Raw genomic sequence first — 22,637 nt, forward strand, 5'->3', positions numbered from 1 at the left:
TGTGTATGATGATCGACTGTTGGGGCGGTAGCTCAGCTGGGAGAGCGTCGCGTTCGCAATGCGAAGGTCGGGAGTTCGATCCTCCTCCGCTCCACCAACGGAATTCGAAGGGCTTGATCGCAAGATCAAGCCCTTTTTGTTTTTGCGGAACCGCTGATCGACCCGCCAGGTCGCCAACTCGCGGATCGCCCTGAACGCCAACACAGCGAATCCCGCCGTAATAACCGCGAGCACCACGGTTCTTTTCCGCAGCACCACGCGGAAGGCGATCGACAGCCCGCAGAACGTGCAGGTCGAGATGACGATCCACCCCAGCGCCGCATAGCCCGCACCGCCTTCGAAATTCGATACGTTCCGCGTGATCCGGGGCGCGACATAGCCAGCGACGGTCATGCTCCCGGCCAGACACAGCACCGAATACAGCACGAAGACGATGATCTGCCGCAGTGTCGGACCGGATGCCGTCATGGAGCGCGTTCTGTTGCCGATGGATGGAAGCGCCCGACCGCCGACCGCGCGGGCCGATTCGGGCAGCCGGCCGAATGCGGCCGGCTGCCCGAATCGGCAGCCGCCCCCCGTCAGCCCACCCTAAACCCGCCCGAAACTCGGCCGCTTCGGATCATACGTCCACCCCGGCACCAGATAACGCATCGCGACCGCATCGTCGCGCGCGGTGCCGCCCACCTCGTTGTACAGCGCATGCGCGGCCTCGACCTGCGCCATGTCCAGTTCGATGCCGAGCCCCGGCCGTTCCGGCACGGCCACTTTGCCGCCGACGATCGCGAGCGGCTCGCGGGTGAGCCGCGCGTCGCCTTCCTGCCAGATCCAGTGCGTATCGATCGCGGTGATCGTGCCGGGCGCGGCCGCTGCCGCATGCGTGAACATCGCGAGCGACACGTCGAAGTGGTTGTTCGAGTGCGATCCCCACGTGAGCCCCCAGTCGCGGCACAGTTGCGCGAGCCGCACCGAGCCCTGCATCGTCCAGAAATGCGGATCGGCGAGCGGAATGTCGACCGCCTGCAGCCGCACCGCATGATCCATCTGCCGCCAGTCGGTCGCGATCATGTTGGTGGCGGTCGGAATCCCCGTCGCGCGGCGGAATTCGGCCATCACCTCGCGGCCCGAATAGCCGCCTTCCGGCCCGCAAGGATCTTCCGCATACGCGAGCAGGTGGCCTTGCCCGCGGCACAGCGCGACGGCCTCGTCGAGCGACCACGCGCCGTTCGGGTCGAGCGTCGCGCGCGCGTCGGGAAAGCGTGCCTTGATCGCCGCGATCGCTTCCATCTCGTCGGCGCCGGCCATCACGCCGCCCTTCAGCTTGAAATCGGCGAAACCGTAGCGCTCGACCGCGGCTTCGGCCTGCCGCGCGATCGCGGCCGGCGTGAGCGCCGCTTCGTTGCGCAGCCGGAACCACGGGTCCGACGCCTGCGCTTCGTCGCGATACGGCAGATCGGTGCGGCGCCGGTCGCCAAGGTAGAACAAATACGCGAGCATCGGCACCGCGTCGCGCTGCTGGCCTTCACCGAGCAGCGCCGCGACCGGCACGTCGAGGTGCTGGCCGAGCAGGTCGAGCAGCGCGGCTTCGATCGCGGTGATCACGTTGTCGAGCCGCAGGTTGATCTCGTGCGGCTGACGCAGCACCGCCGCCTCGCCGGCCGACGTCACTTCGTGGCGAATCGTGCGCCCGGCGCCGGCGCCCGCACCGGACAGCGCCGCGCGCACCGCGTTGAGCGTTGCCTGGTAGCGTCCGATCGACTGCCCGACCACGAGATCCGTCATGCGCTCGAGCGCGTGGCGGATGCCTTCGCCGCCCGGCACTTCGCCGACGCCCGTATGCCCGCTGCTGTCGTCGAGGATCACGAGGTTGCGCGTGAAGTACGGCGCGTGTGCGCCGCACAGGTTGAGCAGCATGCTGTCGCGGCCGGCGACGGGAATCACCTGCATGCGGGTGACGCGCGGGGTGCCGGCACGGCTGGGTTCGGACATCGATTCGCTCCTGGTTCCGGTGGCGTGCGGGCCGCCGGACGCGCCGGCGCGGCCCGCGCCGTTCATTGAAGCTCGACGCGGCGGATCTCGCCGACGACGAACAGGTAGCAGACCACGGCGACGAGCGCATGCGCGACGACATAGACGAGCGCGCCGTTGAACGAGCCGCTGCGGTCGACGATATAGCCGATCGCGATCGGCGTCGTGATGCTGGAAAGATTGCCGCACGTGTTGAGCAGCGCGCCGCTCAGGCCGGCGATCTGGCGCGGCGCGGTGTCGGCGTTGACGGCCCAGCCGAGCGCGCCAAGCCCCTTGCCGAAGAACGACAGCGCCATGAACACCACGACGAGCACGTGCGAATCGGTGTAATTGCAGACGATCATCGACATCGACAGCAGCATGCCGATCACGATCGGCACCTTGCGCGCGACCGACAGCGACCGGCCCTGCCTGAGCAGCGCATCGGACACGACGCCGCCGAGAATCCCGCCGAGGAACCCGCATACGGCGGGGATCGACGCGACGAGGCCGGCGTTGAGGATCGACATCCCGCGCGCCTGCACGAGATAGACGGGGAACCACGTGATGAAGAAGTAGGTGAGCGCGTTGATGCAGTACTGCGCGACGTACACGCCGACCAGCATCCGGTTTCTCAGCAGCGCCTTCACGTGGCGCATCGACGGGCCGCCGTCGCGCCCGCCCGTCGCCTGGTCGATGTTAACGAGCGCGCCGCCTTCGGCGAGGTAGTCGAGTTCCGCGCGGTTGATGTTCGGGTGATGCTTCGGGTCGTACATCGTGCGGTTCCACACCAGCACGAACACGAAGCCGAGCACGCCCATCACCGCGAACACCGACTGCCAGCCGAACGCATGCACGAGCCAGCCCATCAGCGGCGCGAACACGACGGTCGCCGCGTACTGCGCGGCGTTGAAGATCGCCGACGCGGTGCCGCGCTCGGGCGCCGGGAACCACGCGGACACGATCCGGCTGTTGGCGGGGAACGACGGCGCCTCGGCCGCGCCGACCAGAAAACGCAGCCCGAACAGCAGCGCGAACGCGGCCGCCCCGCCGAAGAAGCCGATTCCGCCTTGCAGCAGCGTGAACAGCGACCAGAAGAAGATGCTGAATGCGTAGACGATGCGCGAGCCGTAGCGGTCGAGCAGCCAGCCGCCCGGCAATTGCGCGACCACGTACGACCAGCCGAACGCGGAAAAGATGAAGCCCATCTGCACGTGGCTCAGGTGCATCGAGCGGGCCAGCGCCGGGCCCGCGATCGCGATGGCGGCGCGATCCGCGTAGTTGATCGTCGTGATCGCGAACAGGACGGCCAGCACCAGCCAGCGCACGCGGGTGCGCCGGGCCGTTGCCGACGCGGACGCCGGCAGCGCGTGAAGCGGATTCATGACTCGTCTCCTCCGAAGGGCGGAAGGTGCCGTCGTGCGGCAGGCGCGTCGGGTGCGCGCGTGATGTGTGTGGATGCCGCCGACGGGAGGCCGGGCACCGGACGCCGATGCAGGCGCAGCGTCCCGGCCATTCTGTCATGTCGACATTTGCGCTTTCATGCCAATTGCTGACTTGATCGATTCAGCATTTGAATCGATCGAATGAAGTGCGCGGTTACGCGCGCGCGTCGTCCGGGCTGTTGCGGTGATGGTGCGCCACGTGCTGCGCGAGAAACTCGACGGCGGCGCGCACGCCGGGCAACTGGCCGCGCCGATGCGGCATCAGCAGCGTCGTCGTGACGGTGCCGGCGCACCAGCCGGGCAGCACGCGCACGAGCGTACCGGACGCGAGCGCGGCCCCGGCGATCCAGTCGGGCAGGCATGCGAGGCCGAGGCCGGCCGTCGCCGCCTGTAGCAGCAGCGTCGATTCGTCGGCCTGCAGCCGCAAGCGCGGCGTCACGTCGACGGTGTCGCCGGCGTTGCCGCCGCGCTGCAGTCGCCACGGCTGCGGCCCCGGGTGGAGCCCGTCGTGCTGCGCGAGATCGGCCGGCGTCTCGGGCGTGCCGGCCCGTGCGAGATAGGCCGGCGCGGCGACGACGACGATCGGCGACGCCGCGAGCGGCCGTTGCACGAGCGCGGAATCGGGCAGCGGCGCGAAATGGCTGCGCACCGCGATGTCGAAGCCTTCCTGCGCGATGTCGACGAGGCGGTCGCTCGCATGAATCTGCAGCAGCAGCTTCGGGTGCGCGATCGCCAGCGCCGGCAGGCACGGCGCGAGGATGTGCTGCGCGACCGGCACCGAGCTCGTGATCCGCACGACGCCGGCCGGCTCGGCGGCCTGCCGCAGCACCGCGTCGCGCGCGCTTTCGGCCTCGATCACGGCGGCGCGCGCATGCTCGAAGAATTCGGCGCCGACCGGTGTGAGCCGGAAGCTGCGCGACGTGCGATGCACGAGCCGCGCGCCGAGCGTGCGCTCGAGCTCGGCCACGCGCTTGCTGACCGTCGATTTCGGCAGGTCGAGCCGGCGCGCGGCCGCCGACATGCTGCCGGCATCCACCGCCTGCACGAACAGGTAGAGATCGTTCAGATTCACTTCCAGCGTCCACATGGAGAAACGACGGGTTTCGATTTTAGCGGCTACTGCGCCATCGTCCGCCATGGGAGCATGACGGCTCGTTCAACTTTCGCGGAATTCTCCGATGTCTCCGATCCTTCTCTACGGTATTCCCGCCGGCTGCTCGTTCGGCTCGATCGTCGCGCTCGAATGGGTCGCCCGCCCGTACCGGCTGTCGCGCATCACGATGCCGGGCGCGGTGACGAGCGACGCGTTCGTCGCCCTGAACCCCGTCGCCGAAACACCGGCGTTCGTCACCGCGAACGGCGACGTGCTGACCGAAAGCATCGCGATCCTCGGCCATATCGGCGCGCAGGCGCTCGACAGCGGCCTCGCGTTTCGCCAGGGCAGCGCGGATTTCGACCGGCTGAACCGGATGCTGGCGTGGCTGAACACGACGTTCTTCAACGCGTTCGGTGCGCTCTGGTACGTGTATGAACACGACACCGAAGGCGCCGAGAAAACGGCGCTGCAGGCATACGGTCGCGGCAAGGTGCTGAAGGCGCACCGGCAACTCGAAGCGCTGCTCGAACGCGGGGAAGGCCCGTGGCTGCTGGGCGCGCGGCGCACGCTGGCCGATGCGTACTTCGCCGGGATCGCGCGCTGGGCCGACTATCACGCGGTGTTCGAGCGCGATGCGTTCCCGCGTGTCGCCGCGCTGCGCGCGCGGCTCGCCGACGATGCCGGCGTGCAGTTCGCGCATGCGATCGAGGAAAACCTGCCGCCGCCGGCGTCGTCGGCGTTCGAAGGGCATGTGTCGCTCGACGACGCGTTGGCCAGCGCGCGCGGCATCGCGGTGCCGGCGCGGGCGGCCTGATCGGCCACGTCGGCCATCCCGGCCACGCGGCGGGGTGGGATCCGCTGGCTTTTTTTACCCGGATAATATTGACATCCAATTAATACCCGGATAAAAATAGCGTCATTCCGATTCCAGCCTGCGGGCGACCACCATGACGACTTCCACGCTCCTTCCTTCGTATACGGCCTTCGACGGGCACCGGCGGCTCGCGTCGGGCCCGCTCGCGACGGTCGCGCTCGCAGTCCGGCAGGCGGCCGGCGACGCGATGCCCGGTTCGATCCTGATCTTCGACGACGCGACGGGCCGCTCGATCGACCTCGACCTGCGCGGCACGGCGGACGACGTTCGCGCGCGCTATGCGGTGCCGTCGGGCGATGCATCCGGCGGCGCCGGCGAGCCGGCCGGCGCGGGCGAGCAGCGCGGCCGCGGCCGGCCGAAGCTCGGCGTCGTGTCGCGCGAGGTCACGCTGCTGCCGCGTCACTGGGAATGGCTCGGCGCGCAGCCGGGCGGCGCGTCGGTCGCGCTGCGCAAGCTCGTCGAGGACGCGCGGCGCACGCATGCGGCGGCCGACCGGCAGCGCGACGCGCAGGCCCGTGCCTACCACTTCATGTCGGCGATGGCGGGCGACCTGCCCGGTTTCGAGGAAGCCGCGCGGGCGCTGTATGCGAACGATCCGGCGCGGCTGGCCGAGTGCGTCGCCGGCTGGCCCGACGACGTACGCGACCATGCGCTCGCGCTGGCGCGCGGCGACCTGCCGCCGTCCACTGAAGGCCACTGACGGAGCGCCGACGCAATGACCGTATTCGACCTGAACCGCGGCGCGATTGCGCCGGTCGCCGACGAAGTCGACCTCGTCGATCTGCGTGTGACGGGCACCATTCCGCGCGAACTCGACGGCACGCTGCTGCGCAACGGCCCGAACCCGCCGGGCGGCCGTTTCGAAGGCAACGACGTGCTGTCGTGGTGGCCGGAGGCCGCGATGCTGCATGCGATCGCGTTCGACGGCGGCCGCGCGGCCAGCTACCGGAACCGCTGGGCGCGCACGCAGCGCTGGGCCGCCGTGCACGCACCCGGGCAAGTGCCGCATCTGCCCGACACCAATCCGAACGTGAGCGTGTTGCAGCATGCGGGCGAACTGCTCGCGCTGGCCGAGGGCGGCGCGCCGCTCGCGATCACCGCCGCGCTCGATTCGCCCGGCCTGCCGGCGCGGCATGCGGGTTTCGACGGCGGGATGACCGCGCATCCGAAGGTCGACCCGGTGACCGGCGAGCTGATCCTGTTTCGCGCGGACTGGCGTGCGCCGTGGCTGCGCTACGGCGTCGTGGATGCGCAGGGCGTGCTGCGCGTCGGTCTCGAGATCGAGCTGAGCGCGCCGTCGATGATGCACGACCTCGCGATCACCGAAACCCGCAGCCTGTTGCTCGACCTGAACGTCGGCTACGACTTCTCGCTGCTGAAGCAAGGCCACCGGATGCCGCTGCGCTGGCACGACGACCGGCCCGCGCGCATCGGCGTGATCCCGCGCCACGGCGGCGACGTGCGCTGGTTCGGCGTCGAGCCGTGCTTCATCCAGCACGTCGTGAACGCGTACGACTGCGACGCGTCGTGCATCGTGCTCGACGCGGTGCGCTATCCGTCGTTCCTGCGGCTCGACGCGCGCACGGGCCGCTTCGCCGACAACCCGGTCGGCGAGCTGTGGCGCTACGTGATCGATACGGCGAACGGATTGGTCGACGAAGGACCGCTCGCCGACGGCGGCATCGAGCTGCCGCGCATCGACGAAAGCCGGACCGGGCGCCGCTACCGCTATCTGTATGCGGCCGAGCAGCCGAACCCCACGGAAATGCGCGGCGTGATGCGTTTCGATCACGTGCGCGGCACGACGATGCACTATGCGGTGCCGCCCGGCGACCAGAACGGCGAACCGGTGTTCGTGCCGCGTCCGGGCCGTCGCGACGAAGACGGCGAGGACGACGGCTGGCTGCTGGTGATGGTCTACCGCGCGGCGACGGATACGAGCGACGTCGTGATCCTCGATGCGCGCGCGATCGACGCGGGGCCGGTGGCGACCGTGCATCTGCCGCGTCGCGTGCCGGCCGGGTTCCACGGCGCGTGGGTGCCGCGCGAACGTCGAACGTGAGCGGCGGCGCGCGTCACTGCGCGCGCAGTGCGTCGACGATCTTCAGCCGCGCGGCGCGCATCGCCGGCAGGAAGCCGCCGACGAGCCCCATCACGAGCGAGAACACGAGCGTCTTCACGACGATCGCCGGTGTCAGCACGAAGCGGAACGACAGGTCCGAGAAGGTCTGGAAGTTGGTCGTCGAGAACGACGCGAACTGCATCAGCGACGCGCACGCGAGCCCCATCACGCCGCCGACGAAGCCGAGCAGCAGCGCCTCCAGCAGGAACGCGACGAGCACGTTGGTGCGCTTGAAGCCGAGCGCGCGCAGCGTGCCGATCTCGGCCACGCGGTTCGCGACCGACGCATACATCGTGATCATCGCGCCGATCATCGCGGCGATCGAGAAGATCGTCGACAGCGTGATGCCGAGGATGTTGATGAACGTCGACAGCGCCTTCGACTGGTCGCCGTAGAAGGTCTGTTCGCGCTTCGCCTCGTCGGTCAGCCGCGGGTCGACGTCGATGTCGGCCTTGAAGCGCGCGAAGCCGTCGGCGCTCGGGATGCGCAGCACCATCGACGAATAGCTGGTACGCCGGAACGACTGCATCAACTGGTCGACGTCGCCCCAGATCTCCGAGTCGAAGCCGCTGCCGCCCGCGTCGAACACGCCGACGACGGTCCAGTCGCGCTGCGCGAAATGCAGGCGGTCGCCGAGCTGCGTGCCGCTGAAGCCTTTCGCGATCGCGCTGCCGACGACGATTTCCGACGAGCCCGGCGCGAACGGGCGGCCGGCCGCGAGCTTCACGTGCGGCCGCAGCGCGAGGCCGGCCGGCGACACGCCGCGGATCACGACGTTCGACGGCTTGCCGGTCGACGTCTTGACGAGCGAGATCAGCACGACGGCTTCCTTCGATACGAGCGGCCGGCCGTCGGGGCCGAGCGCGACGGCCGGGTGCATCTCGAGCGCGTTGGCCTGCTGATGGTCGATCGAACTCTGGATCTCGGTCTCGGCGCCCTTGCGGATCACCACCGCGTTGTCCGCCTCGCCGGTCGACACGAGCGTTTTCGTGAGCCCCGCGTCGAGCATCTGCACCGTCGCGAACACGAAGATCACGAGCGCCATCCCCCCTGCGGTGAGCGCGGTGGTGAGCCGTCGGGTCCACAGATTGCGCGCGATGTAGGTGAGCGGGATCGCCATGCGCGCCTCTATCCGATCGCCCGCAGGCCTTCGACGACGCGCACGCGCGCGGCCTGCCATGCCGGCACGAGCGCGGCCGCGAGGCCGACCGCGACCGAGCACGCGGCCTGCAGCACGACCGTCTCGGTCGACACCTTGAACACCGGGAAGATGCCGCCGGCCGCCTGCTTGAACAGGCTCGCGGCGGGCGGCGTCGCGAGGATGCCGAGCCCGCCGCCGGCCACCGCGATCGCGACCGATTCGCCGAACACGATCAGCGCGAGGAACCCGGGGCCGAAGCCGAGCGCCTTCAGCGTCGCGTATTCGGCCGTGCGCTCGCGCGCGCTCATCGCCATCGCGTTGGCCATCACGGCCATGATGATCAGGATCACCACGTACGACACGAGGCGGATCGCCGCGATGATCTGGTTCGACATCGCGACGAAGCCGAGCTGGAACGCCTGTTCGGTCTCGGTCAGCGTTTCGGCGAGCGAGTTCTTGAACACCGCGTCGACGTTGCGCGCGATCGACGCGCCGTCGTCGGGGTTCGCGATGCCGAGCACGAACACGCCGACCTGGTCGGCCTGCTTCGGCGTGCGCTTGCGCACCGTCTCGTTCAGGTAATCCCAGTGGAACACCAACTGGCGCGTGATCGTCGAATCGTCGCGGCCGTCGAGAATCCCGCGCACGACGAAATCCCACGTGCCCGGATAGATCGTGCCCTTCAGCGGGATCACGTCGCCGACCTTGAAGCCGAATTGCGTCGCGAGCTGGCGGCCCACGAGGCAGCCGCGGCGGTCGCGGTCGTAGTCCGCGCGCTGCTGTGCCGGCAGGATGAATTCGGGATACAGGTCGAGATAGTTGTCCGATACCGCGAAGCTCGCGAAGAAGTTCTTCGGGTCGCGGTAGATGCCGCCGAACCAGTTCGAGCGGACCACGGCCGTCACGCCGTCGACGCCGCGGATCCGGTTCTCGTCGCTCACCGGCAGCGGAAACACCAGCGAGATCGCGTTGCGGGTGACGAGCCGGCCGCTGGACGCGGCCGCCGCGCCCGCGTACCACGCGTCGACCACCGTATGCAGCAGCCCGAACGCGAGCACCGCGATGGTCAGCCCGAGTACGGTCAGGAGCGTGCGCAGCCGGTGCCGCAGCGCGTTGCGCGCGATCAGCTTCACGACCATCTTGCGCGCTCCCGCCGCCGGTCAGCCGGCGTGCCCATCGATCAGCTCCCCTTTTTCCAGATGCACGAGCGAACGCGCGGCGCCGGCCGCATGCGCGTCGTGCGTCACCATGATGATCGTCTTGCCGAGTTCGGCGTTCATCCGCTGCAGCATCGCGAGCACGTCGGTGGCCGACGTGCGGTCGAGGTCGCCGGTCGGCTCGTCGGCGACGATCAGCACGGGATCGGTGATCAGCGCGCGCGCGATCGCGACGCGCTGCTGCTGGCCGCCCGACAGCTCGGACGGGTAATGGCGCGTGCGATCGCCGAGATTCACCATGTCGAGCACGAGCTCGACGCGCTCGCGTCGTTCGCGGCGCGACAGGTGCGTGAGCATCAGCGGCAGCTCGACGTTCTCGAACGCGGTGAGCACGGGCATCAGGTTGTAGAACTGGAAGATGAAGCCGACGTTCGCGGCGCGCCATTCGGCCAGTTGCGCCTCGGCGAGTTGCGAGATGTCGAGGCCGCCGACGCGCAACTCGCCGCTGTCGGGCCGGTCGATGCCGGCCACGAGGTTCAGCAGCGTGCTCTTGCCGGAGCCGGACGGTCCCATCAGCGCGACGAAGTCGCCTTCGCCGATGTCGAGCGAGATGTCGGTCAGCACGGGCACGATCTGGTTGCCGCGCCGGTACGACTTCGCGACGTGGCTGATCTCGACGAGGGGCGGCGGGGCGTCGTTCACGCGCGCTACTTCTTCGCGACGGTCACTTTCGCGCCGTCCTTCAGCTTCGCGCCCGGCGCGAGCACGACCGTGTCGCCGGGTTTCACGCCACGGATCGCCACCAGCTCGCCGATCCGCATGCCGCGCGTCACGGCCACCGCATGCACGGCGTCGTCCTTCACGACGAACACGACCGGCCGGCCGTCGCGCTCGACCACGGCGCTCGCCTGCACGGCGGTCACCGGCTGCCGGTCCTGCGGCGACGCCGGCTTCGACAGGAATGCGATCTTCGCGCTCATGTCGGGCAGCACGCGCTCGTCGCGGTCGACGAAGCGCACCTTCACGAGCACGGTGGCCTTCGAGCGGTCGACGGTCGGCACGATCCGCGACACGCGGCCGGCGAAGCGCATGTCGGGCAGCGCGTCGAGCTGGATCTCGCACGGCTGCTCGGCGCGGATCTTCGCGATGTTCGATTCGGCGACGTCGGCCTCGACCTCGAGCGTCTCCATGTCGGCGATCGTCACGACCGCGCCCTTGCTGTCCGACGCGGACGAGAACGGCGTGATGTTGTCGCCCACGTTCGCGTGCTTGGCGAGCACGATGCCGTCGAACGGCGCGCGGATCACCGTCTGGTCGACCGCGACCTGCGCGGCCTGCGCGTTCGCTTCGGCGGACGCGATCGCGGCCCGGTCGCTATTGAGCGTCGCGCGCGCCTTGTTCACGCGGGCCGTGTCGGTGTCGAGCTGCGCGGCCGGCACGGCGCCGCGCGGCGCGAGCGCGGCGGTGCGGCGCAGCGCGATCTCCGCATCCTTGAGTTCCGCCTGCGCGACGCCGAGGTTCGCGCGGGAGACCTGCACCTGCGCGCGCGCCTGGGCAAGCGACGCCTGCACGTCGCTGCTTTCGAGCCGCGCGATGATCTCGTCCTGCTTCACGCGCGTGCCTTCGAGCACGCCGAGCCATTCGACGCGCCCCTGGCCCTTCGACGCGACCGCGGCCTTGCGTTGCGGCACGACGTAGCCGGTCGCGTTGAGCTGCGTGTCGTTCTGGTACGGATAGGCGGACGTGACGGACGTAGTGTCGACGGTCGGCCGACCGGTGAGCGCGAGGCCGGCGACGATCGCGATGACGATCAGCGCGGCGGCGACCGCATAGCGGACCCACCGCCGCCGGCGCGGCACCGGTGCGATCGGACGCCGGTCGATTTTCAGTTTGTCCAGATTGTGATCGGGCAATTTGAGCGCCTCGAGACGGCGGCGGTCGTGTGACCGGCGCGATCCGGTTTCCGGGGAAAGGGACGGATGGACGCCAGTATAAGCGCCGCCCCGGCGTCGCGCGAGCCGGTTTGCGGCGCCGTGCGGCGGCGGCCTGTCCGGCCTGCCGGCGCCGGCCGACGCGCCTGCCCCCGGGGAAACCCGAGGATGCAAGCAACGTGTCAACTTGCTGCGAACGCAGTGCGTTATGGAACCAGTGCGTCAGGTTTTGTCGCGACGGAAACGGCGAAAGCCGGCCTCGCGGCCTGGGGCTCCGGTGCGAATGCCTCGCATCTTTGATTACCGGTACGTTTGATTTTTTCTCCGCTAAAGGAAGAACAATGAAGAAGACGCTCGCTTCGATCATCGCCGCAGCATTCGCACTCGCATCGGTTTCGGCATTCGCACAGGCGTCCGCGCCGGCAGCCGACACGTCGGCCGCCGCTTCGGCACCGGCCAAGAAGGATCACAGCAAGCCGAAGCACCAACTGAAGCACCACGGTTCGAAGAAGGGCCAGGCGAAGGCTGCAGCCGCATCGGCTGCCGGCACGAACGACGCAGGCACGCAGAACTAAGCGGTTCGCCGCCACGGCCGGCGTTGCCGGTCACCGGTCTGCCAACCCCGCATGCTCCGGCATGCGGGGTTTCGTTTTTTCAGGCACCGGGTTCGGCGGGTTCGTCGAGCCGGGCGGGCGGCGGCATGCGCATCGCGTCGACCACCGCGCGCATGCGCCGCCAGTGCGAGCCTTCCCAGAACACGCGCCGGCACACGTCGCACGCGGCGAAGCGCCGGTGCCGCTGCCGGATGCCGGCCGGCACGCGCGGTGCCGCGGCCGCCGCATCGAGCGGATGCAGCGGCGCGTTGCAGCGCAGGCACAGCCGGAACGGCCGCATGTGCGGCGCGAGATCGAGCCGCTCGAACAGTTCGCGCAACTGGTCGGCCGGCTGCAGCGCATGGAGATAGCAGCCGCGCGCGACCGCGCGCCGCTTCAGCAGCTCGCGGTCGCGTGTCAGCACGATCCGGTTCTCCCGCTCGGCGAGCGCCGCGAGTTCATCGTCGCGGTAGTGGTTGTCGTAGCAGGTGTCGAAACCGGCGAGGCGCAGCAGTTGCGCGAGGCCGCCGAGATGCGCGTCGGCAACGAAGCGCCATGACGCCGGTTGCCGCGCGGCCGCGCCATTGGCCGCCGGCCGTGCGCGCTGGGGAAAGACCTCGACGCGGTCGCCGTCGTCGAGCGGCCGGTCGAGCGCGGCCGGCGCGTCGTTCACGCACAGCCGGCCGATTTCGGTATGCGGGACGCCGAGCGCCTCGATCGCATGCTTCGCCGTCGCATCGCGGGCGTACGCGTGCGCGAACGTCCGATCGCGCTGCGGGCGCGCGAGAAAGGCGTTCAGTTCGCCGTGAAAGCGGAAGGTCGCGGTCGTCATCCGTGCAGTATCGCACCGCGCCCGGTCGGCGGCAGGCGCTGCAAAGCGCCGGCATCTGTGTTTAACTCGCGGCTTCACGGAGCGAAGGAGCGGGACATGGATCTCGGGTTTATCGGGCTGGGCGAAATGGGGCAGGCGATCGCGACGAACCTGCTGAAGGCGGGCCACACGGTGCGGGTCTGGAACCGGTCGCGCGAGCGGGCCGAGCCGCTGGCGGCAGTCGGCGCGCGTGTCGTCGACACGCCGGCCGACGCGTTTCGCGGCGACGCCGTGTTCTCGATGCTCGGCGACGATACGGCCGCGCGCGCGGTATTCGACGACGCGCTGCTGGCCCAGGCGCCGCGCGGGCTGATCCACGTGAACATGGCGACGGTGTCGGTCGCGCTCGCCGAATCGCTCGCGCACGCGCATGCGTCGCGCGGCATCGACTACGTCGCCGCGCCGGTGATGGGGCGGCCCGACGTCGCGGCCGCCGCGCGCCTGACGATCATGGCGGGCGGCCCGGCCGAGGCAATCGACCGCGTGCAGCCGCTGTTCGACGCGATCGGCCAGAAGACCTGGCGCTTCGGTTCGTTGCCGCAGCACGCGAACGTCGCGAAGATCGCCGCGAATTTCACGCTCGCGTCGGCGATCGAGACGCTCGGCGAGGCGTCCGCGCTGCTGGGCGCGCACGGCGTCGCGATGCGCGATTTCCTCGACGTGATCACCAGCAGCGTGTTCCCGGGGCCCGTCTACGAAGGCTACGGCGCGATGATCGCGGAGCGGCGCTACGAGCCCGCGCGTTTCAAGGCGCGGCTCGGGCTGAAGGACGTCCGGCTCGCGCTGGAGGCCGGCGATGCGACGTCGGTGCCGCTGCCGGTGGCGAGCGTCGTGCGCGACAGCCTGCTCGACGTGCTCGCGCACGGCGGCGGCGACCAGGATTTCGCGGTGCTCGGCGAGGCCGCGCTGCGCCGCGCCGGCCGCTGACACGCGACAGAAGCGCCGTGCGCACGGCATAATCGGCAGTCCGTTTTCCCTTACATCATTCCAGGCAGAGGCAGTTCATGAACTTGCATACGTGGTGGCTTTTCGTGGCGACGGTGTTCGTCGTGTCGGCGATTCCGGGCCCGAACATGCTGCTCGTGATGACGCACGGCGCGCGGCACGGGCTGCGGCGCTCGTCCGCGACGATGGCCGGTTGCCTGAGCGCGCTGGTGCTGATGCTCGCGGTATCCGCGGCGGGGCTCGGCGCGGTGCTCGAGGCATGGCCGGCGATGTTCAACGCGCTGCGCTTCGCGGGCGCGGCCTATCTGATCTATCTCGGCGTGAAGGCGTGGCGCGCACGCGTGGACGACGCGCCGGCGGCCGACGCCGATGCCGTGTCGCAAGGGGCGTCGGCGTCGCGCGTGGCGCTGTTCCGCAATGGCTTCCTGGTCGCGGGCAGCAATCCGAAGGCGATCCTGTTCGCAGCCGCGCTGCTGCCGCAGTTCATCAACGCGGCCGAGCCTACGTTGCCGCAGTTCGGCATCCTCGTCGTCACGTTCGCGGCGATCGAAGTGAGCTGGTATCTCGTCTACGCGGCGTTCGGCACGCGCATCGGCGCCACGCTGAAGAGCCAGAGCGTCGCGAAGGTGTTCAACCGGCTGACGGGCGGGCTGTTCGTCGGCTTCGGCGCGATGATGGCGCTGGTTCGTCACTGATTCCCGGCCCGCACCGGCGTACCGAACGCCCCGTCCCTCGCAAGAGGGCGGGGCGTTCAGTTTTCGGGCGCCGCGTCGCACCGCTGTCCGCTTACGCACGCGGGCGATCCAGCGCCACCGCGCCGGCGCCGCGTCCGGCCGTCAGCCCGAACACGGCCGCCGCGCCGGCGAACGCGAACCCGACACCGCACACTGCGCTCCATCCGCCCCATGCCCACGCGCTGCCCGCGAGCGCCGCGCCGAGCGCGCCGCCGACGAAGAACAGCCCGACGAACAGCCCGTTCAGGCGTCCGCGCGCGGCCGGGTTCAGCAGGTTGATCGCGCGACGGCCGATCGTCTGGTCGACGATCACGCCCGCATCGAGCAGTGCCGCGCCGCCGGCCAGCAGCGCGAGCGCGACGCCGCGATGCGCATGCGCGTCGAAGCCGAACCAGCCGGCGCCGGCGATCCCGAGCACGGTGAGCGCCGCGAGCATCGTGCCGTGCGCGAGCCGCTGCGCGGCCGGGCCGTGACCGCGGTCGCCCGCGCGGCCGGCGAGCGGCGTGACGATCGCGCCGCTGGCGCCGGCGAACGCGAACAGCGCGATCCCATGCAGATCGAGCGCGAACGGCGGCTGCGCGAGCCGCAGCCCGACGGCGGTCCAGAACGCGCTGAACGCGGCCATCGCGAGCGCGGCCGACAGCGCATGCCGGCGCAGCACCGGCTCGTCGGCGAGCAGGCGTCCCATCGATGCGAGCAACGCGCGGTAGCCGGCCGTGATCGACGGCGTGCGCGTCGGCAGGCGCAGCGCGAGCACGACGGCGATCGCCGCGTTCGCGAGCGCGGCCAGCAGATAGAACGCGCGCCAGCCGGCCGATCCCGCGATCAGGCTCGCGAGCGGCCGCGACAGCAGGATCCCGAGCATCAGCCCGCTCATCACGTTGCCGACCGCGCGGCCGCGCTGCGCTTCGGGCGCCATCGACGCGGCCATCGGCACGAGCATCTGGATCACGCTCGACGCGGCGCCGGCCGCGAGCGTCGCGAGCAGGAACACGGTGCCCGAGCGCGTGAAGGCGGGCAGCGCGAGCGCCGCCGCGCAGACGGCGAGCGTCGCGACGATCAGGCGGCGGTTCTCGAGCAGGTCGACCAGCGGCACGAGCAATGCGAGGCCGGCCGCGTAGCCGAGTTGCGGCAGCATCGCGACGAGCCCGGCGAGGCCGGGCGGCAGGTGCAGGTCCGCGCTGATCGGGCCGGTCAGCGGTTGCGCGGCGAACAGATCCATCACGATCACGCCGACCGTCGCGGCGAAGAACAGCGTCATGCCGGTGCTCAGCGCGGGCGGCGCGGCGACGGACGAGGAAACGGGGGCGGAGCAACGGTTGGCAGGGCAGTTCATCGGAAGCCTGACGGGGAGGTCGAAGGAATTCCCATCGTAGGTCCCCGGTGTTTATGCGACAATTGAAATATGTCTAACATGATTATGCGAGTTTGTTTTGAATACGCGTGATCTCCAGGCGTTCGTCGCGGTCGTCGACAGCGGGTCGATGGTTGCCGCGGCCGCGAAGCTTCATCTGACGCAGCCGGGCCTGACGCGGCGCGTGCAGAACCTCGAATCGCTGCTCGGCGTGCCGTTGCTCGAGCGGCAGAGCAAGCCGCTGAAGCCGACCGCGGCCGGGCGCGACGTCTACGCGCTCGCGCGCAACGTGCTCGGCGCGGTCGACGAGCTGATGGCGGCGGGCGCGCCGGACGGCGAACCGTCGGGCGAGCTGCGCATCGGCGTGCCGCCGTTTCTGTCCGAGCTCGCGCTGGAGCGGCCGATCGATCGGCTGCGCGATGCGTTCCCGCGCCTCACGCTGCGCGTGACGGCCGGCTGGTCGCCTGCGCTGGTGCAGGGCGTCGAGCGCGGTGCGCTCGACGTCGCCACCGTGATGGTGCCGGCGAGCGCGGCGCTACCGGACGCGTTGACGGCGACGCTGCTCGCCACGCAGCCGACGGTGCTCGTCGCCGCGCGCGATTTCCCGCTGCCGGCGGGCCCGCTGTCGCTCGACACGCTGTCGGGTTTTCCGTGGGTGCTGAGCCAGGACGGCTGCGGGATGCGTTCGGCGCTGAGCCGGGCGCTCGGCGCGGCCGGGCTGCCGTTCGATGTCGCGGTCGAGGCATTCGGCTCGGAGTTGCAGTTGTCGCTCGTCGCGCGCGGCGCCGGCATCGGGATCGCGCCGCCGAACGCGCTGGCGCGCAGCGCGCATCGCGATGCGCTGAGGGTGGTGGAAACGACGGGGCTGGAAACGCGGATCAACGTGTGGATCGTGCACGGCACGTTGCCGGGCCGGCTGGTGCGGCCGGTCGCGCTGCTGCGCGACGCGCTGGGCGAGGTACTCGAACGGGAGAACGGGAAGGGGTCAGGTGCCGTCACGGCGAACTAGAGGCCGCGTTCGAGGGAAAATCCTTATTTTCTCTACGGAAATGTTGCATTGCGGAAACCGATTCGCTATAGTTGTACCTGTCTCCTCCATGTCTCCTCTGATATGGATTCAGCCCGCCGCTTAGGCGGGCTTTTTTTTGCCTGCGATTGTGTCGCGGCGCTCCATTTGCCGGCCCTCGCCGCGCTCAGAACTTGTAGGTCATCCCGACGTAGCTGATGATCGGGTCCGCCTTCAGGTCCGATTTCGACTCGGCGAGCACCGAGCCGTCGGCCGCCTTGATCGTCACCGTCGACGTCGTCTTCAGCGGGATGTAGGTCACCGATGCGACCAGCCCGAAGTGTTCGGTCAGGTTGTACTGCAGGCCTGCGTTGAACACCGGCTGCCACGACGACGACGCCTTCGCTTCCACCGAGGTCGTCCCCGGCTTGCCCGCGCCCGCCGCAAGGATCGCACCGAGGTTGTCCTGCGTCTGCTTGATGAAGTTCGTGTTGAGCTGCAGGTCGCTGAACCAGTTGTACGACACGCCGAGGCCGAGGAACGGACGGAACTTCGCGGTGGCCTGCCCGAAGTAGTACTGCAGGATCACCGCCGGGCTCCACTGCCGCACGCTCTTCACGATCGGGTTGACCGATCCCAGCCCGATGTTCTGCGTGCCGAGCGCGCCGGCGGGGCCGGGCGGCTTGATCGTGCCCTGGCCCGATACCTTGAACACCGGCGGCACGCCCGCCACCGACGTGACCGCGATGTGGTCGGTCAGGAAGTGGCTGACCGTCAGGCCGACGGTGTCGGCGCCGCTCGTGTGCAGCCCCGTGCCCGGCGACGTGAACGACGGCGGCAGCCGCAGCGGCGTGTTGATCGGCGTCGGCGCGACGTTGGTCGTCATCGGCGTGCTGCTCTGCTGCGGCATGATGTGGAACCAGCCCAGCGTGACGACGTTGCTGCCGGCGCTCTGCGCGTGCGCCGCGAGCGGCGCGGCGGCGGCCGCCGCCGCGCAGAGAAGGGTTTTCTTCATCACGGCTTCTCCCTCCGCTTACTGGACGAATGCGCCGATCGTGAAATACGGCGTCGATCCCGCGTTGTCGAGGAAACCGAACACGCCACCCGTGAAGATGAACTTGCCGGTCGGCGACGTGCTGCCCGAACCCGTGTGGATCGTCGTGACCGTGCCCGGCACCTTCTGCGTGTAGTCGAGGTCGAGCGCGGTGGCGAGCGACGCCTGCGACGGCTGGAACGGGTCGAGCAGCGTGGCCTGCTTGTCGATCAGCGCGGTGGTCCGGTAATCGAACTGGCTGTCGACGCCGATGTACTCGCCGTTCTGCGAGCCGGCCGCCACGGCCGTCTGCGGCGCGAGGATCGAGATGCTCGATTCGTCGTCGGCGGTCAGGCCCGGCACGCCGTTGCTGTCGGGCGTCGGGTTCGGGTTCGCGACCCCCGTGCGCACGAGGATCGGCACGAGCTGGTTGCGCAGCTTGCCGACGATCATGAAGCCCTTGCCCTGCGGGGTCGCCGACAGCGTCGGCTTCAACTGGCTCGCGTAGTTGTTCGACTGGAACGCGCCGCTGCCGTCGGCCGACTGCACGAAGTTCGTGCCCTGCTGCGCGCATGCGCCGCCGGCAAACTGGCCGGTCGTGTCGCACTTGGTCCACGTGCCGTCCGCGTTGATCGTCACCTTCGCGTCGATCGATGCCGGCGCGAATTTCTGCGACGGCACTTCGCCGAAGCCGATGTGGCTGTACGTGCCCGCGACCTTCGTGATGTCGGTTTCGATCGACGAGAAGCCGATGAACGGGTAGTACGGGAATTTCGTGTCGGGCACCGCGGCCTGGCCGAGCACGCCGTCGAACTGGATCTCCTTGCCGGGAATCGTGCCGCCCGCCACGCCGAAGCCGACGAAGATGCGCGCCGGACGCGACGCATCGAGGCTCGCGCCGTTCAGACGGAACGCGCACTGGTTCAGCTTGTTGGTCGGCAACAGCGTTTCCTGCGTGAGCGTGCCGCTGTCGACGGTGCCCGCGCGGGTCGGCACGACGGTGCCGGTCTTTTGCGGCACCGGCGATTCGACATAGGTGACCTGCCAGGTCATCTTGGTCGTGTCGAGCTGGACCTTCGCGAGTTCGCCGCTGCCCGCGCCGCCCGTAAACACGGTGTTGTAGTCGAGCGTGGCGGGGCAAAGCCGCTCTTCGACGAGCGGCGGCGGATTGTCGCTGCCGCCGCCGCATGCGGAAAGAAGGGGGGCGGCAAGGGCCGCCGCCAGAATGAGGTTGCGCTTCATGTTGCTCCTCCAGATTTGTCTTGTGCGGCGGCCAGCTCCCTGTCGGCCGCTTCTGTCGTGTGCTCGTCCTGCCGGCGCCGAGCCGAGCGCCTTCGTGCCTTCCCTGCGCGCGGCGGCGGGCCGGCCGCCGCGCCCTCGATCGCTACTTGCTGATCTGCGCGCCCACGCCGAAGTACGGGGTCGACGATGTCGTCGAATTCGCCGACGTCGACGTGACGCCGCCGTTCACCGTGCCCTGGATCAGCGCCGCGTACAGCCCGCCCGTCGCGATCACGACGCCCGATGCGGACGGGTAGTTCGTGCCGGGCGGCGGCTTCGGTATCGTCGTCGCGTTCAGCAGGCCCGGCGTCGTCTGGCCGTAGTCGAGCGTGAAGCCGTCTTCCTCGGCCTGCGTGGACGGGTTGATGAACGACGCGTTGCTGCCGCGGATCAGCGCGGCCGTGTACTTGAAGTTCGAGTCCGCGCCCGCGTAGCCGCCGTCGATCGCGCCCGACGTGATCGCCGTCGCCGCGCCGAGCACCGCGATGCCCGATTCGTCGTCGACCTGCGCATCGAGGTGCAGCGGCGGCGTGCCGAGGTTCACGTTGCCCGTGCGCACGATCACCGGCACCGTCGCGCCGTTGAGCTGGCCGATCACCATGTGCGCGGTCGCCGACTTGCCGGTCGCGCCGACGATCGGCAGTTGCGTCTGCGGCAGCGTCTGCGGCGCCTTCGTGCTGTCGAAGTAGCCGCCCTTCGCGCTCGTCTTCCACGGATCGCCGGTCGTCTGGCAGCCGCCCGAACCGCTCGACGTGCACGCGCCGTTCGCATCGAACGTCTCGCTCGAATTCGAGCCCTTCGTCGCGTAGTTGCCCGACGGCACGAGGTGGTAGAGCAGCGCGTTGTACGTGCCCGGCAGTTTCGAGAGGTCGGTCGTCGTGTTCGCGAAGCCGAGGAACGGATAGAAGTCGAAGTGACGGTTCGGCACCTGGCCGACGTTCTGCACGACGCCCGGGACGATCGTCAGCCCGTCGTACTGGATCGTCGCGCCGGGAATGCCGCCGCCCGCCACGCCCATGCCGACCAGCAGCATCGGCGGGTTCGCCTGGTTGAAGTCGGCGGCCGTCGAATAGGTCGAGCCGTCCGACGCGGGGCCGGTGCCCGGCGTGAGCACGAACGCGCAGCGCGTCTGCTCGGCGGTCGGCAGCGTGCCGGCCGGCGGGTGGACGACCTTGCCCGTGATGGTCGTGCCGACGCGGCTGGGCGTGACGGTGCCCGTCTTCAGCGGAATCGGCGATTCGAGCCACGTGAGCGTGTACGTCATCGCGACCGCGTCGATGTTGACGCTGACGATCTCGCCGCTACCTGCGCCGCCGAGATACGTGCTCTTCGCGATATCGGCGTTGGCCGGGCAGAGTGCGCCGTTGATGGGCTGCGAAGGCGGCGGCCCTTGCGTGCCGCAGCTCGAGCCGGAACATTGGGGCGCATCGATCGGCGCGAGCGCGCCACCGGAGTCCCCCCCACCACATGCAACCAGGAAAGGGGCAATGGCAAAGGCCGTTGCCACCCCCTTCGATAAGGCGTGCGACATGCCGCTGTCTCCAATCGTTTAATTGTGCGAGCTAATGTCGCCGCCTGGATTTTTGCTGTCAATTGATGAACCCGTCTAAAAAAGGCGATTGAAACGGGATCTGCGATTTGAATCCTTGCCCGATAAGGAAATCGGTAAGAATTTAAACGCGGGACGGGCCGTCGAAAGCTGCCGCGGCAGCGGTTGCGCGGCGTTCGGCGCGCTCTCGCAGCGCCTTCCCGCGTATAACGGCAGCGTTTAAATCGACGGTATCCGGTTTATCCCTATTCGGGATTGACTGGATGAGGAAGAGGGCTGGTTTAATTCACTAGTAATCGCGCAATGGAAAGCTTGTAAATATTTGTAAATGCGCGGCCCCGTGTTTTTGTATATTGACTGATACGGGTAAATAAAAAGCCGGCCAATGGCCGGCTTTGCATCGCGTGCGATGTTGAATCAGCGTTTGAGGCCCGCGTCCTCGGCTGCGCCGATGTTGAGGTTCATGCACTGGATCGCGGCGCCCGATGCACCCTTGCCGAGGTTGTCGAGGCGCGCGACCGTGACGAAGCGCTCCGCGTTGCCGAACACGAACAGGTCGACGCGGTTCGTGTCGTTGTTCGCCTGCACGTCGAAGAAGCCGCTGTCGAGGTTCGCCTCCGCGTCGAACGGTGCGACGCGCACGAACGCTTCGTCCGCGTAGTACTCGGCGAACACGCGCTGCACGTCCTGCGGCGTCGCGCGCTTCGCGAGCTGCTCGGGCGTGAAGTAGGTCGTCACCGCGAGGCCCTTCAGGAAGGGGCCGACGATCGGCGTGAAGATCGGCGCGTGCGCGAGGCCGGTATGCGCGGCCATTTCCGGCAGATGCTTGTGGGCAAGGCCGAGCGCGTACGGGCGCGGGCTCGCGAGCTTGCCGCCCGGCGCGGCGCCTTCGTACTCGGCGATCATCGACTTGCCGCCGCCGCTGTAGCCGGTGATCGAGTAGCTGTGCGCGGCGAACGTCGGCGCGACGATGCCCGCATCGACGAGCGGACGCATCGCGAGCACGAACGCCGATGCGTGGCAGCCGGGCACCGCGATGCGCTTCGACGTACGAATCTTCTCGCGCTGCGCGCGGGTCAGCTCGGGCAGGCCGTAGGCCCAGTCGGCGTGGGTGCGGAACGCGGTGCTCGCGTCGATCAGCGTGGTGTCCGGATTCTCGACGAGCGATGCGGATTCGCGCGACGCGACATCCGGCAGGCACAGGAACGTGACGTCCGACGCGTTGATCAGGCGGCGGCGCTCGTCGACGTCCTTGCGCTTCGCTTCATCGATGCGCAGGATCTCGATGTCGCTGCGTGCCGACAGGTATTCGAAGATCTTGAGGCCGGTCGTGCCTTCCTGGCCGTCGACAAAAACTTTGGTGCTCATTTCGCTCTCACTGAATGAAACGGGAGCCGCGGCGCCCTGAAACCGCCATTTTAAGACGTCATCCGGCGGTGCTGCACCGCACGGGGCGAAAAAAGACGGCCGGCGGCCGTCTTGTGTCCCTCCCTTTGACGCC

At 69.1% G+C, this 22,637-nt stretch carries 20 protein-coding genes and 1 tRNA gene; 8 read left to right on the plus strand and 13 right to left on the minus strand.

The window, feature by feature from the left end; translation table 11 throughout:
* Nucleotides 1-21 precede the first annotated feature (21 nt).
* Nucleotides 22-97 (plus strand) — tRNA-Ala (locus tag WS61_RS21840).
* Between the two features lie 491 nt (nt 98-588).
* Here the strand turns inward: WS61_RS21840 and WS61_RS21845 are convergent.
* The 3 genes from WS61_RS21845 to WS61_RS21855 form a co-directional block, all read right to left on the minus strand.
* The gene (locus WS61_RS21845) at nt 589-1,986 is read right to left on the minus strand and encodes an enolase C-terminal domain-like protein (protein WP_059503408.1); all 1,398 of its coding nucleotides are present in this window, start codon (nt 1,984-1,986) and stop codon (nt 589-591) included.
* Nucleotides 1,987-2,048: 62 nt separating this feature from the next.
* Nucleotides 2,049-3,389, minus strand: coding sequence for an MFS transporter (locus WS61_RS21850; protein ID WP_059503330.1), 1,341 nt, complete (start codon nt 3,387-3,389; stop codon nt 2,049-2,051).
* 214 nt (nt 3,390-3,603) lie between these two features.
* Nucleotides 3,604-4,587, minus strand: coding sequence for a LysR family transcriptional regulator (locus tag WS61_RS21855; protein ID WP_059503331.1), 984 nt, complete (start codon nt 4,585-4,587; stop codon nt 3,604-3,606).
* A gap of 40 nt (nt 4,588-4,627) precedes the next feature.
* Between WS61_RS21855 and WS61_RS21860 the strand changes: the two genes are divergently transcribed.
* The 3 genes from WS61_RS21860 (at nt 4,628) to WS61_RS21870 (ending at nt 7,481) form a co-directional block, all read left to right on the plus strand.
* Complete coding sequence (locus tag WS61_RS21860) at nt 4,628-5,359, plus strand: glutathione S-transferase family protein (RefSeq protein ID WP_059503333.1); 732 nt, start codon at nt 4,628-4,630, stop codon at nt 5,357-5,359.
* Between the two features lie 133 nt (nt 5,360-5,492).
* Complete coding sequence (locus tag WS61_RS21865; protein ID WP_059503335.1) at nt 5,493-6,119, plus strand: DUF2239 family protein; 627 nt, start codon at nt 5,493-5,495, stop codon at nt 6,117-6,119.
* Nucleotides 6,120-6,134: 15 nt separating this feature from the next.
* On the plus strand, nt 6,135-7,481 hold the full coding sequence (locus tag WS61_RS21870; RefSeq protein ID WP_059503337.1) for a carotenoid oxygenase family protein: 1,347 nt from the start codon (nt 6,135-6,137) through the stop codon (nt 7,479-7,481).
* Nucleotides 7,482-7,494: 13 nt separating this feature from the next.
* On the opposite strand, the gene WS61_RS21875 is transcribed toward WS61_RS21870, so the two are convergent.
* From WS61_RS21875 to WS61_RS21890, 4 genes are read right to left on the minus strand one after another with little or no spacing between them, the layout of a single operon-like run.
* Nucleotides 7,495-8,661, minus strand: a complete 1,167-nt coding sequence (locus WS61_RS21875) for an ABC transporter permease (protein ID WP_059503340.1) — start codon at nt 8,659-8,661, stop codon at nt 7,495-7,497.
* Between the two features lie 8 nt (nt 8,662-8,669).
* Complete coding sequence (locus tag WS61_RS21880) at nt 8,670-9,821, minus strand: ABC transporter permease (RefSeq protein ID WP_059503342.1); 1,152 nt, start codon at nt 9,819-9,821, stop codon at nt 8,670-8,672.
* A gap of 21 nt (nt 9,822-9,842) precedes the next feature.
* Nucleotides 9,843-10,541 (minus strand): ABC transporter ATP-binding protein, encoded by a 699-nt coding sequence (locus WS61_RS21885; protein WP_059503344.1) that lies wholly within the window; start codon nt 10,539-10,541, stop codon nt 9,843-9,845.
* Nucleotides 10,542-10,546: 5 nt separating this feature from the next.
* Nucleotides 10,547-11,752 carry an efflux RND transporter periplasmic adaptor subunit gene (locus WS61_RS21890; RefSeq protein ID WP_059503346.1) on the minus strand — a complete coding sequence of 402 codons (1,206 nt, stop codon included), beginning with the start codon at nt 11,750-11,752 and terminating at the stop codon, nt 10,547-10,549.
* A gap of 359 nt (nt 11,753-12,111) precedes the next feature.
* Between WS61_RS21890 and WS61_RS21895 the strand changes: the two genes are divergently transcribed.
* Nucleotides 12,112-12,345, plus strand: coding sequence for a hypothetical protein (locus WS61_RS21895; protein WP_012327737.1), 234 nt, complete (start codon nt 12,112-12,114; stop codon nt 12,343-12,345).
* 79 nt (nt 12,346-12,424) lie between these two features.
* Here WS61_RS21895 and WS61_RS21900 read toward each other — a convergent pair whose 3' ends face one another.
* A complete protein-coding gene (locus WS61_RS21900; RefSeq protein ID WP_059503348.1) occupies nt 12,425-13,195 on the minus strand; it encodes a Mut7-C RNAse domain-containing protein in 771 nt (256 codons plus the stop codon).
* Between WS61_RS21900 and WS61_RS21905 the strand changes: the two genes are divergently transcribed.
* On the plus strand, nt 13,085-14,161 hold the full coding sequence (locus tag WS61_RS21905) for an NAD(P)-dependent oxidoreductase (RefSeq protein WP_257127324.1): 1,077 nt from the start codon (nt 13,085-13,087) through the stop codon (nt 14,159-14,161). The two genes, WS61_RS21900 and WS61_RS21905, sit on opposite strands and share 111 nt — an antisense overlap.
* A 77-nt stretch (nt 14,162-14,238) precedes the next feature.
* Nucleotides 14,239-14,874 carry a LysE family translocator gene (locus tag WS61_RS21910; protein WP_059503351.1) on the plus strand — a complete coding sequence of 212 codons (636 nt, stop codon included), beginning with the start codon at nt 14,239-14,241 and terminating at the stop codon, nt 14,872-14,874.
* Between the two features lie 91 nt (nt 14,875-14,965).
* On the opposite strand, the gene WS61_RS21915 is transcribed toward WS61_RS21910, so the two are convergent.
* On the minus strand, nt 14,966-16,249 hold the full coding sequence (locus tag WS61_RS21915) for an MFS transporter (RefSeq protein WP_059503353.1): 1,284 nt from the start codon (nt 16,247-16,249) through the stop codon (nt 14,966-14,968).
* Nucleotides 16,250-16,346: 97 nt separating this feature from the next.
* On the opposite strand from WS61_RS21915, the gene WS61_RS21920 reads away from it, so the two are divergent.
* Complete coding sequence (locus tag WS61_RS21920) at nt 16,347-17,276, plus strand: LysR family transcriptional regulator (RefSeq protein WP_059503355.1); 930 nt, start codon at nt 16,347-16,349, stop codon at nt 17,274-17,276.
* A gap of 184 nt (nt 17,277-17,460) precedes the next feature.
* On the opposite strand, the gene WS61_RS21925 is transcribed toward WS61_RS21920, so the two are convergent.
* The 4 genes from WS61_RS21925 to argC form a co-directional block, all read right to left on the minus strand.
* The gene (locus WS61_RS21925; RefSeq protein WP_059503357.1) at nt 17,461-18,288 is read right to left on the minus strand and encodes an OmpW family protein; all 828 of its coding nucleotides are present in this window, start codon (nt 18,286-18,288) and stop codon (nt 17,461-17,463) included.
* An 18-nt stretch (nt 18,289-18,306) separates the two neighbouring features.
* On the minus strand, nt 18,307-19,548 hold the full coding sequence (locus WS61_RS21930) for a DUF2957 domain-containing protein (RefSeq protein WP_059503359.1): 1,242 nt from the start codon (nt 19,546-19,548) through the stop codon (nt 18,307-18,309).
* A 142-nt stretch (nt 19,549-19,690) separates the two neighbouring features.
* Nucleotides 19,691-21,118, minus strand: a complete 1,428-nt coding sequence (locus WS61_RS21935) for a DUF2957 domain-containing protein (RefSeq protein WP_059503361.1) — start codon at nt 21,116-21,118, stop codon at nt 19,691-19,693.
* Nucleotides 21,119-21,553: 435 nt separating this feature from the next.
* The gene (argC, locus tag WS61_RS21940; RefSeq protein WP_059503363.1) at nt 21,554-22,504 is read right to left on the minus strand and encodes an N-acetyl-gamma-glutamyl-phosphate reductase; all 951 of its coding nucleotides are present in this window, start codon (nt 22,502-22,504) and stop codon (nt 21,554-21,556) included.
* Nucleotides 22,505-22,637: the final 133 nt, after the last annotated feature.

The sequence above is a fragment of the Burkholderia sp. ABCPW 11 genome (genome assembly GCF_001523445.1).
In the GTDB taxonomy this organism is placed as follows: domain Bacteria; phylum Pseudomonadota; class Gammaproteobacteria; order Burkholderiales; family Burkholderiaceae; genus Burkholderia.

What these genes read in the sequence shown, in the direction of transcription:
- WS61_RS21845 (WP_059503408.1), bottom strand. Translation starts at nt 1,986, where the DNA reads ATGTCCGAACCCAGCCGTGCCGGCACCCCGCGCGTCACCCGCATGCAG.
- WS61_RS21850 (WP_059503330.1), bottom strand. Translation starts at nt 3,389, where the DNA reads ATGAATCCGCTTCACGCGCTGCCGGCGTCCGCGTCGGCAACGGCCCGG.
- WS61_RS21855 (WP_059503331.1), bottom strand. Translation starts at nt 4,587, where the DNA reads ATGGCGGACGATGGCGCAGTAGCCGCTAAAATCGAAACCCGTCGTTTC.
- WS61_RS21860 (WP_059503333.1), top strand. Translation starts at nt 4,628, where the DNA reads ATGTCTCCGATCCTTCTCTACGGTATTCCCGCCGGCTGCTCGTTCGGC.
- WS61_RS21865 (WP_059503335.1), top strand. Translation starts at nt 5,493, where the DNA reads ATGACGACTTCCACGCTCCTTCCTTCGTATACGGCCTTCGACGGGCAC.
- WS61_RS21870 (WP_059503337.1), top strand. Translation starts at nt 6,135, where the DNA reads ATGACCGTATTCGACCTGAACCGCGGCGCGATTGCGCCGGTCGCCGAC.
- WS61_RS21875 (WP_059503340.1), bottom strand. Translation starts at nt 8,661, where the DNA reads ATGGCGATCCCGCTCACCTACATCGCGCGCAATCTGTGGACCCGACGG.
- WS61_RS21880 (WP_059503342.1), bottom strand. Translation starts at nt 9,821, where the DNA reads ATGGTCGTGAAGCTGATCGCGCGCAACGCGCTGCGGCACCGGCTGCGC.
- WS61_RS21895 (WP_012327737.1), top strand. Translation starts at nt 12,112, where the DNA reads ATGAAGAAGACGCTCGCTTCGATCATCGCCGCAGCATTCGCACTCGCA.
- WS61_RS21905 (WP_257127324.1), top strand. Translation starts at nt 13,085, where the DNA reads ATGCTTCGCCGTCGCATCGCGGGCGTACGCGTGCGCGAACGTCCGATC.
- WS61_RS21900 (WP_059503348.1), bottom strand. Translation starts at nt 13,195, where the DNA reads ATGACGACCGCGACCTTCCGCTTTCACGGCGAACTGAACGCCTTTCTC.
- WS61_RS21910 (WP_059503351.1), top strand. Translation starts at nt 14,239, where the DNA reads ATGAACTTGCATACGTGGTGGCTTTTCGTGGCGACGGTGTTCGTCGTG.
- WS61_RS21915 (WP_059503353.1), bottom strand. Translation starts at nt 16,249, where the DNA reads ATGAACTGCCCTGCCAACCGTTGCTCCGCCCCCGTTTCCTCGTCCGTC.
- WS61_RS21925 (WP_059503357.1), bottom strand. Translation starts at nt 18,288, where the DNA reads ATGAAGAAAACCCTTCTCTGCGCGGCGGCGGCCGCCGCCGCGCCGCTC.
- WS61_RS21930 (WP_059503359.1), bottom strand. Translation starts at nt 19,548, where the DNA reads ATGAAGCGCAACCTCATTCTGGCGGCGGCCCTTGCCGCCCCCCTTCTT.
- WS61_RS21935 (WP_059503361.1), bottom strand. Translation starts at nt 21,118, where the DNA reads ATGTCGCACGCCTTATCGAAGGGGGTGGCAACGGCCTTTGCCATTGCC.
- argC (WP_059503363.1), bottom strand. Translation starts at nt 22,504, where the DNA reads ATGAGCACCAAAGTTTTTGTCGACGGCCAGGAAGGCACGACCGGCCTC.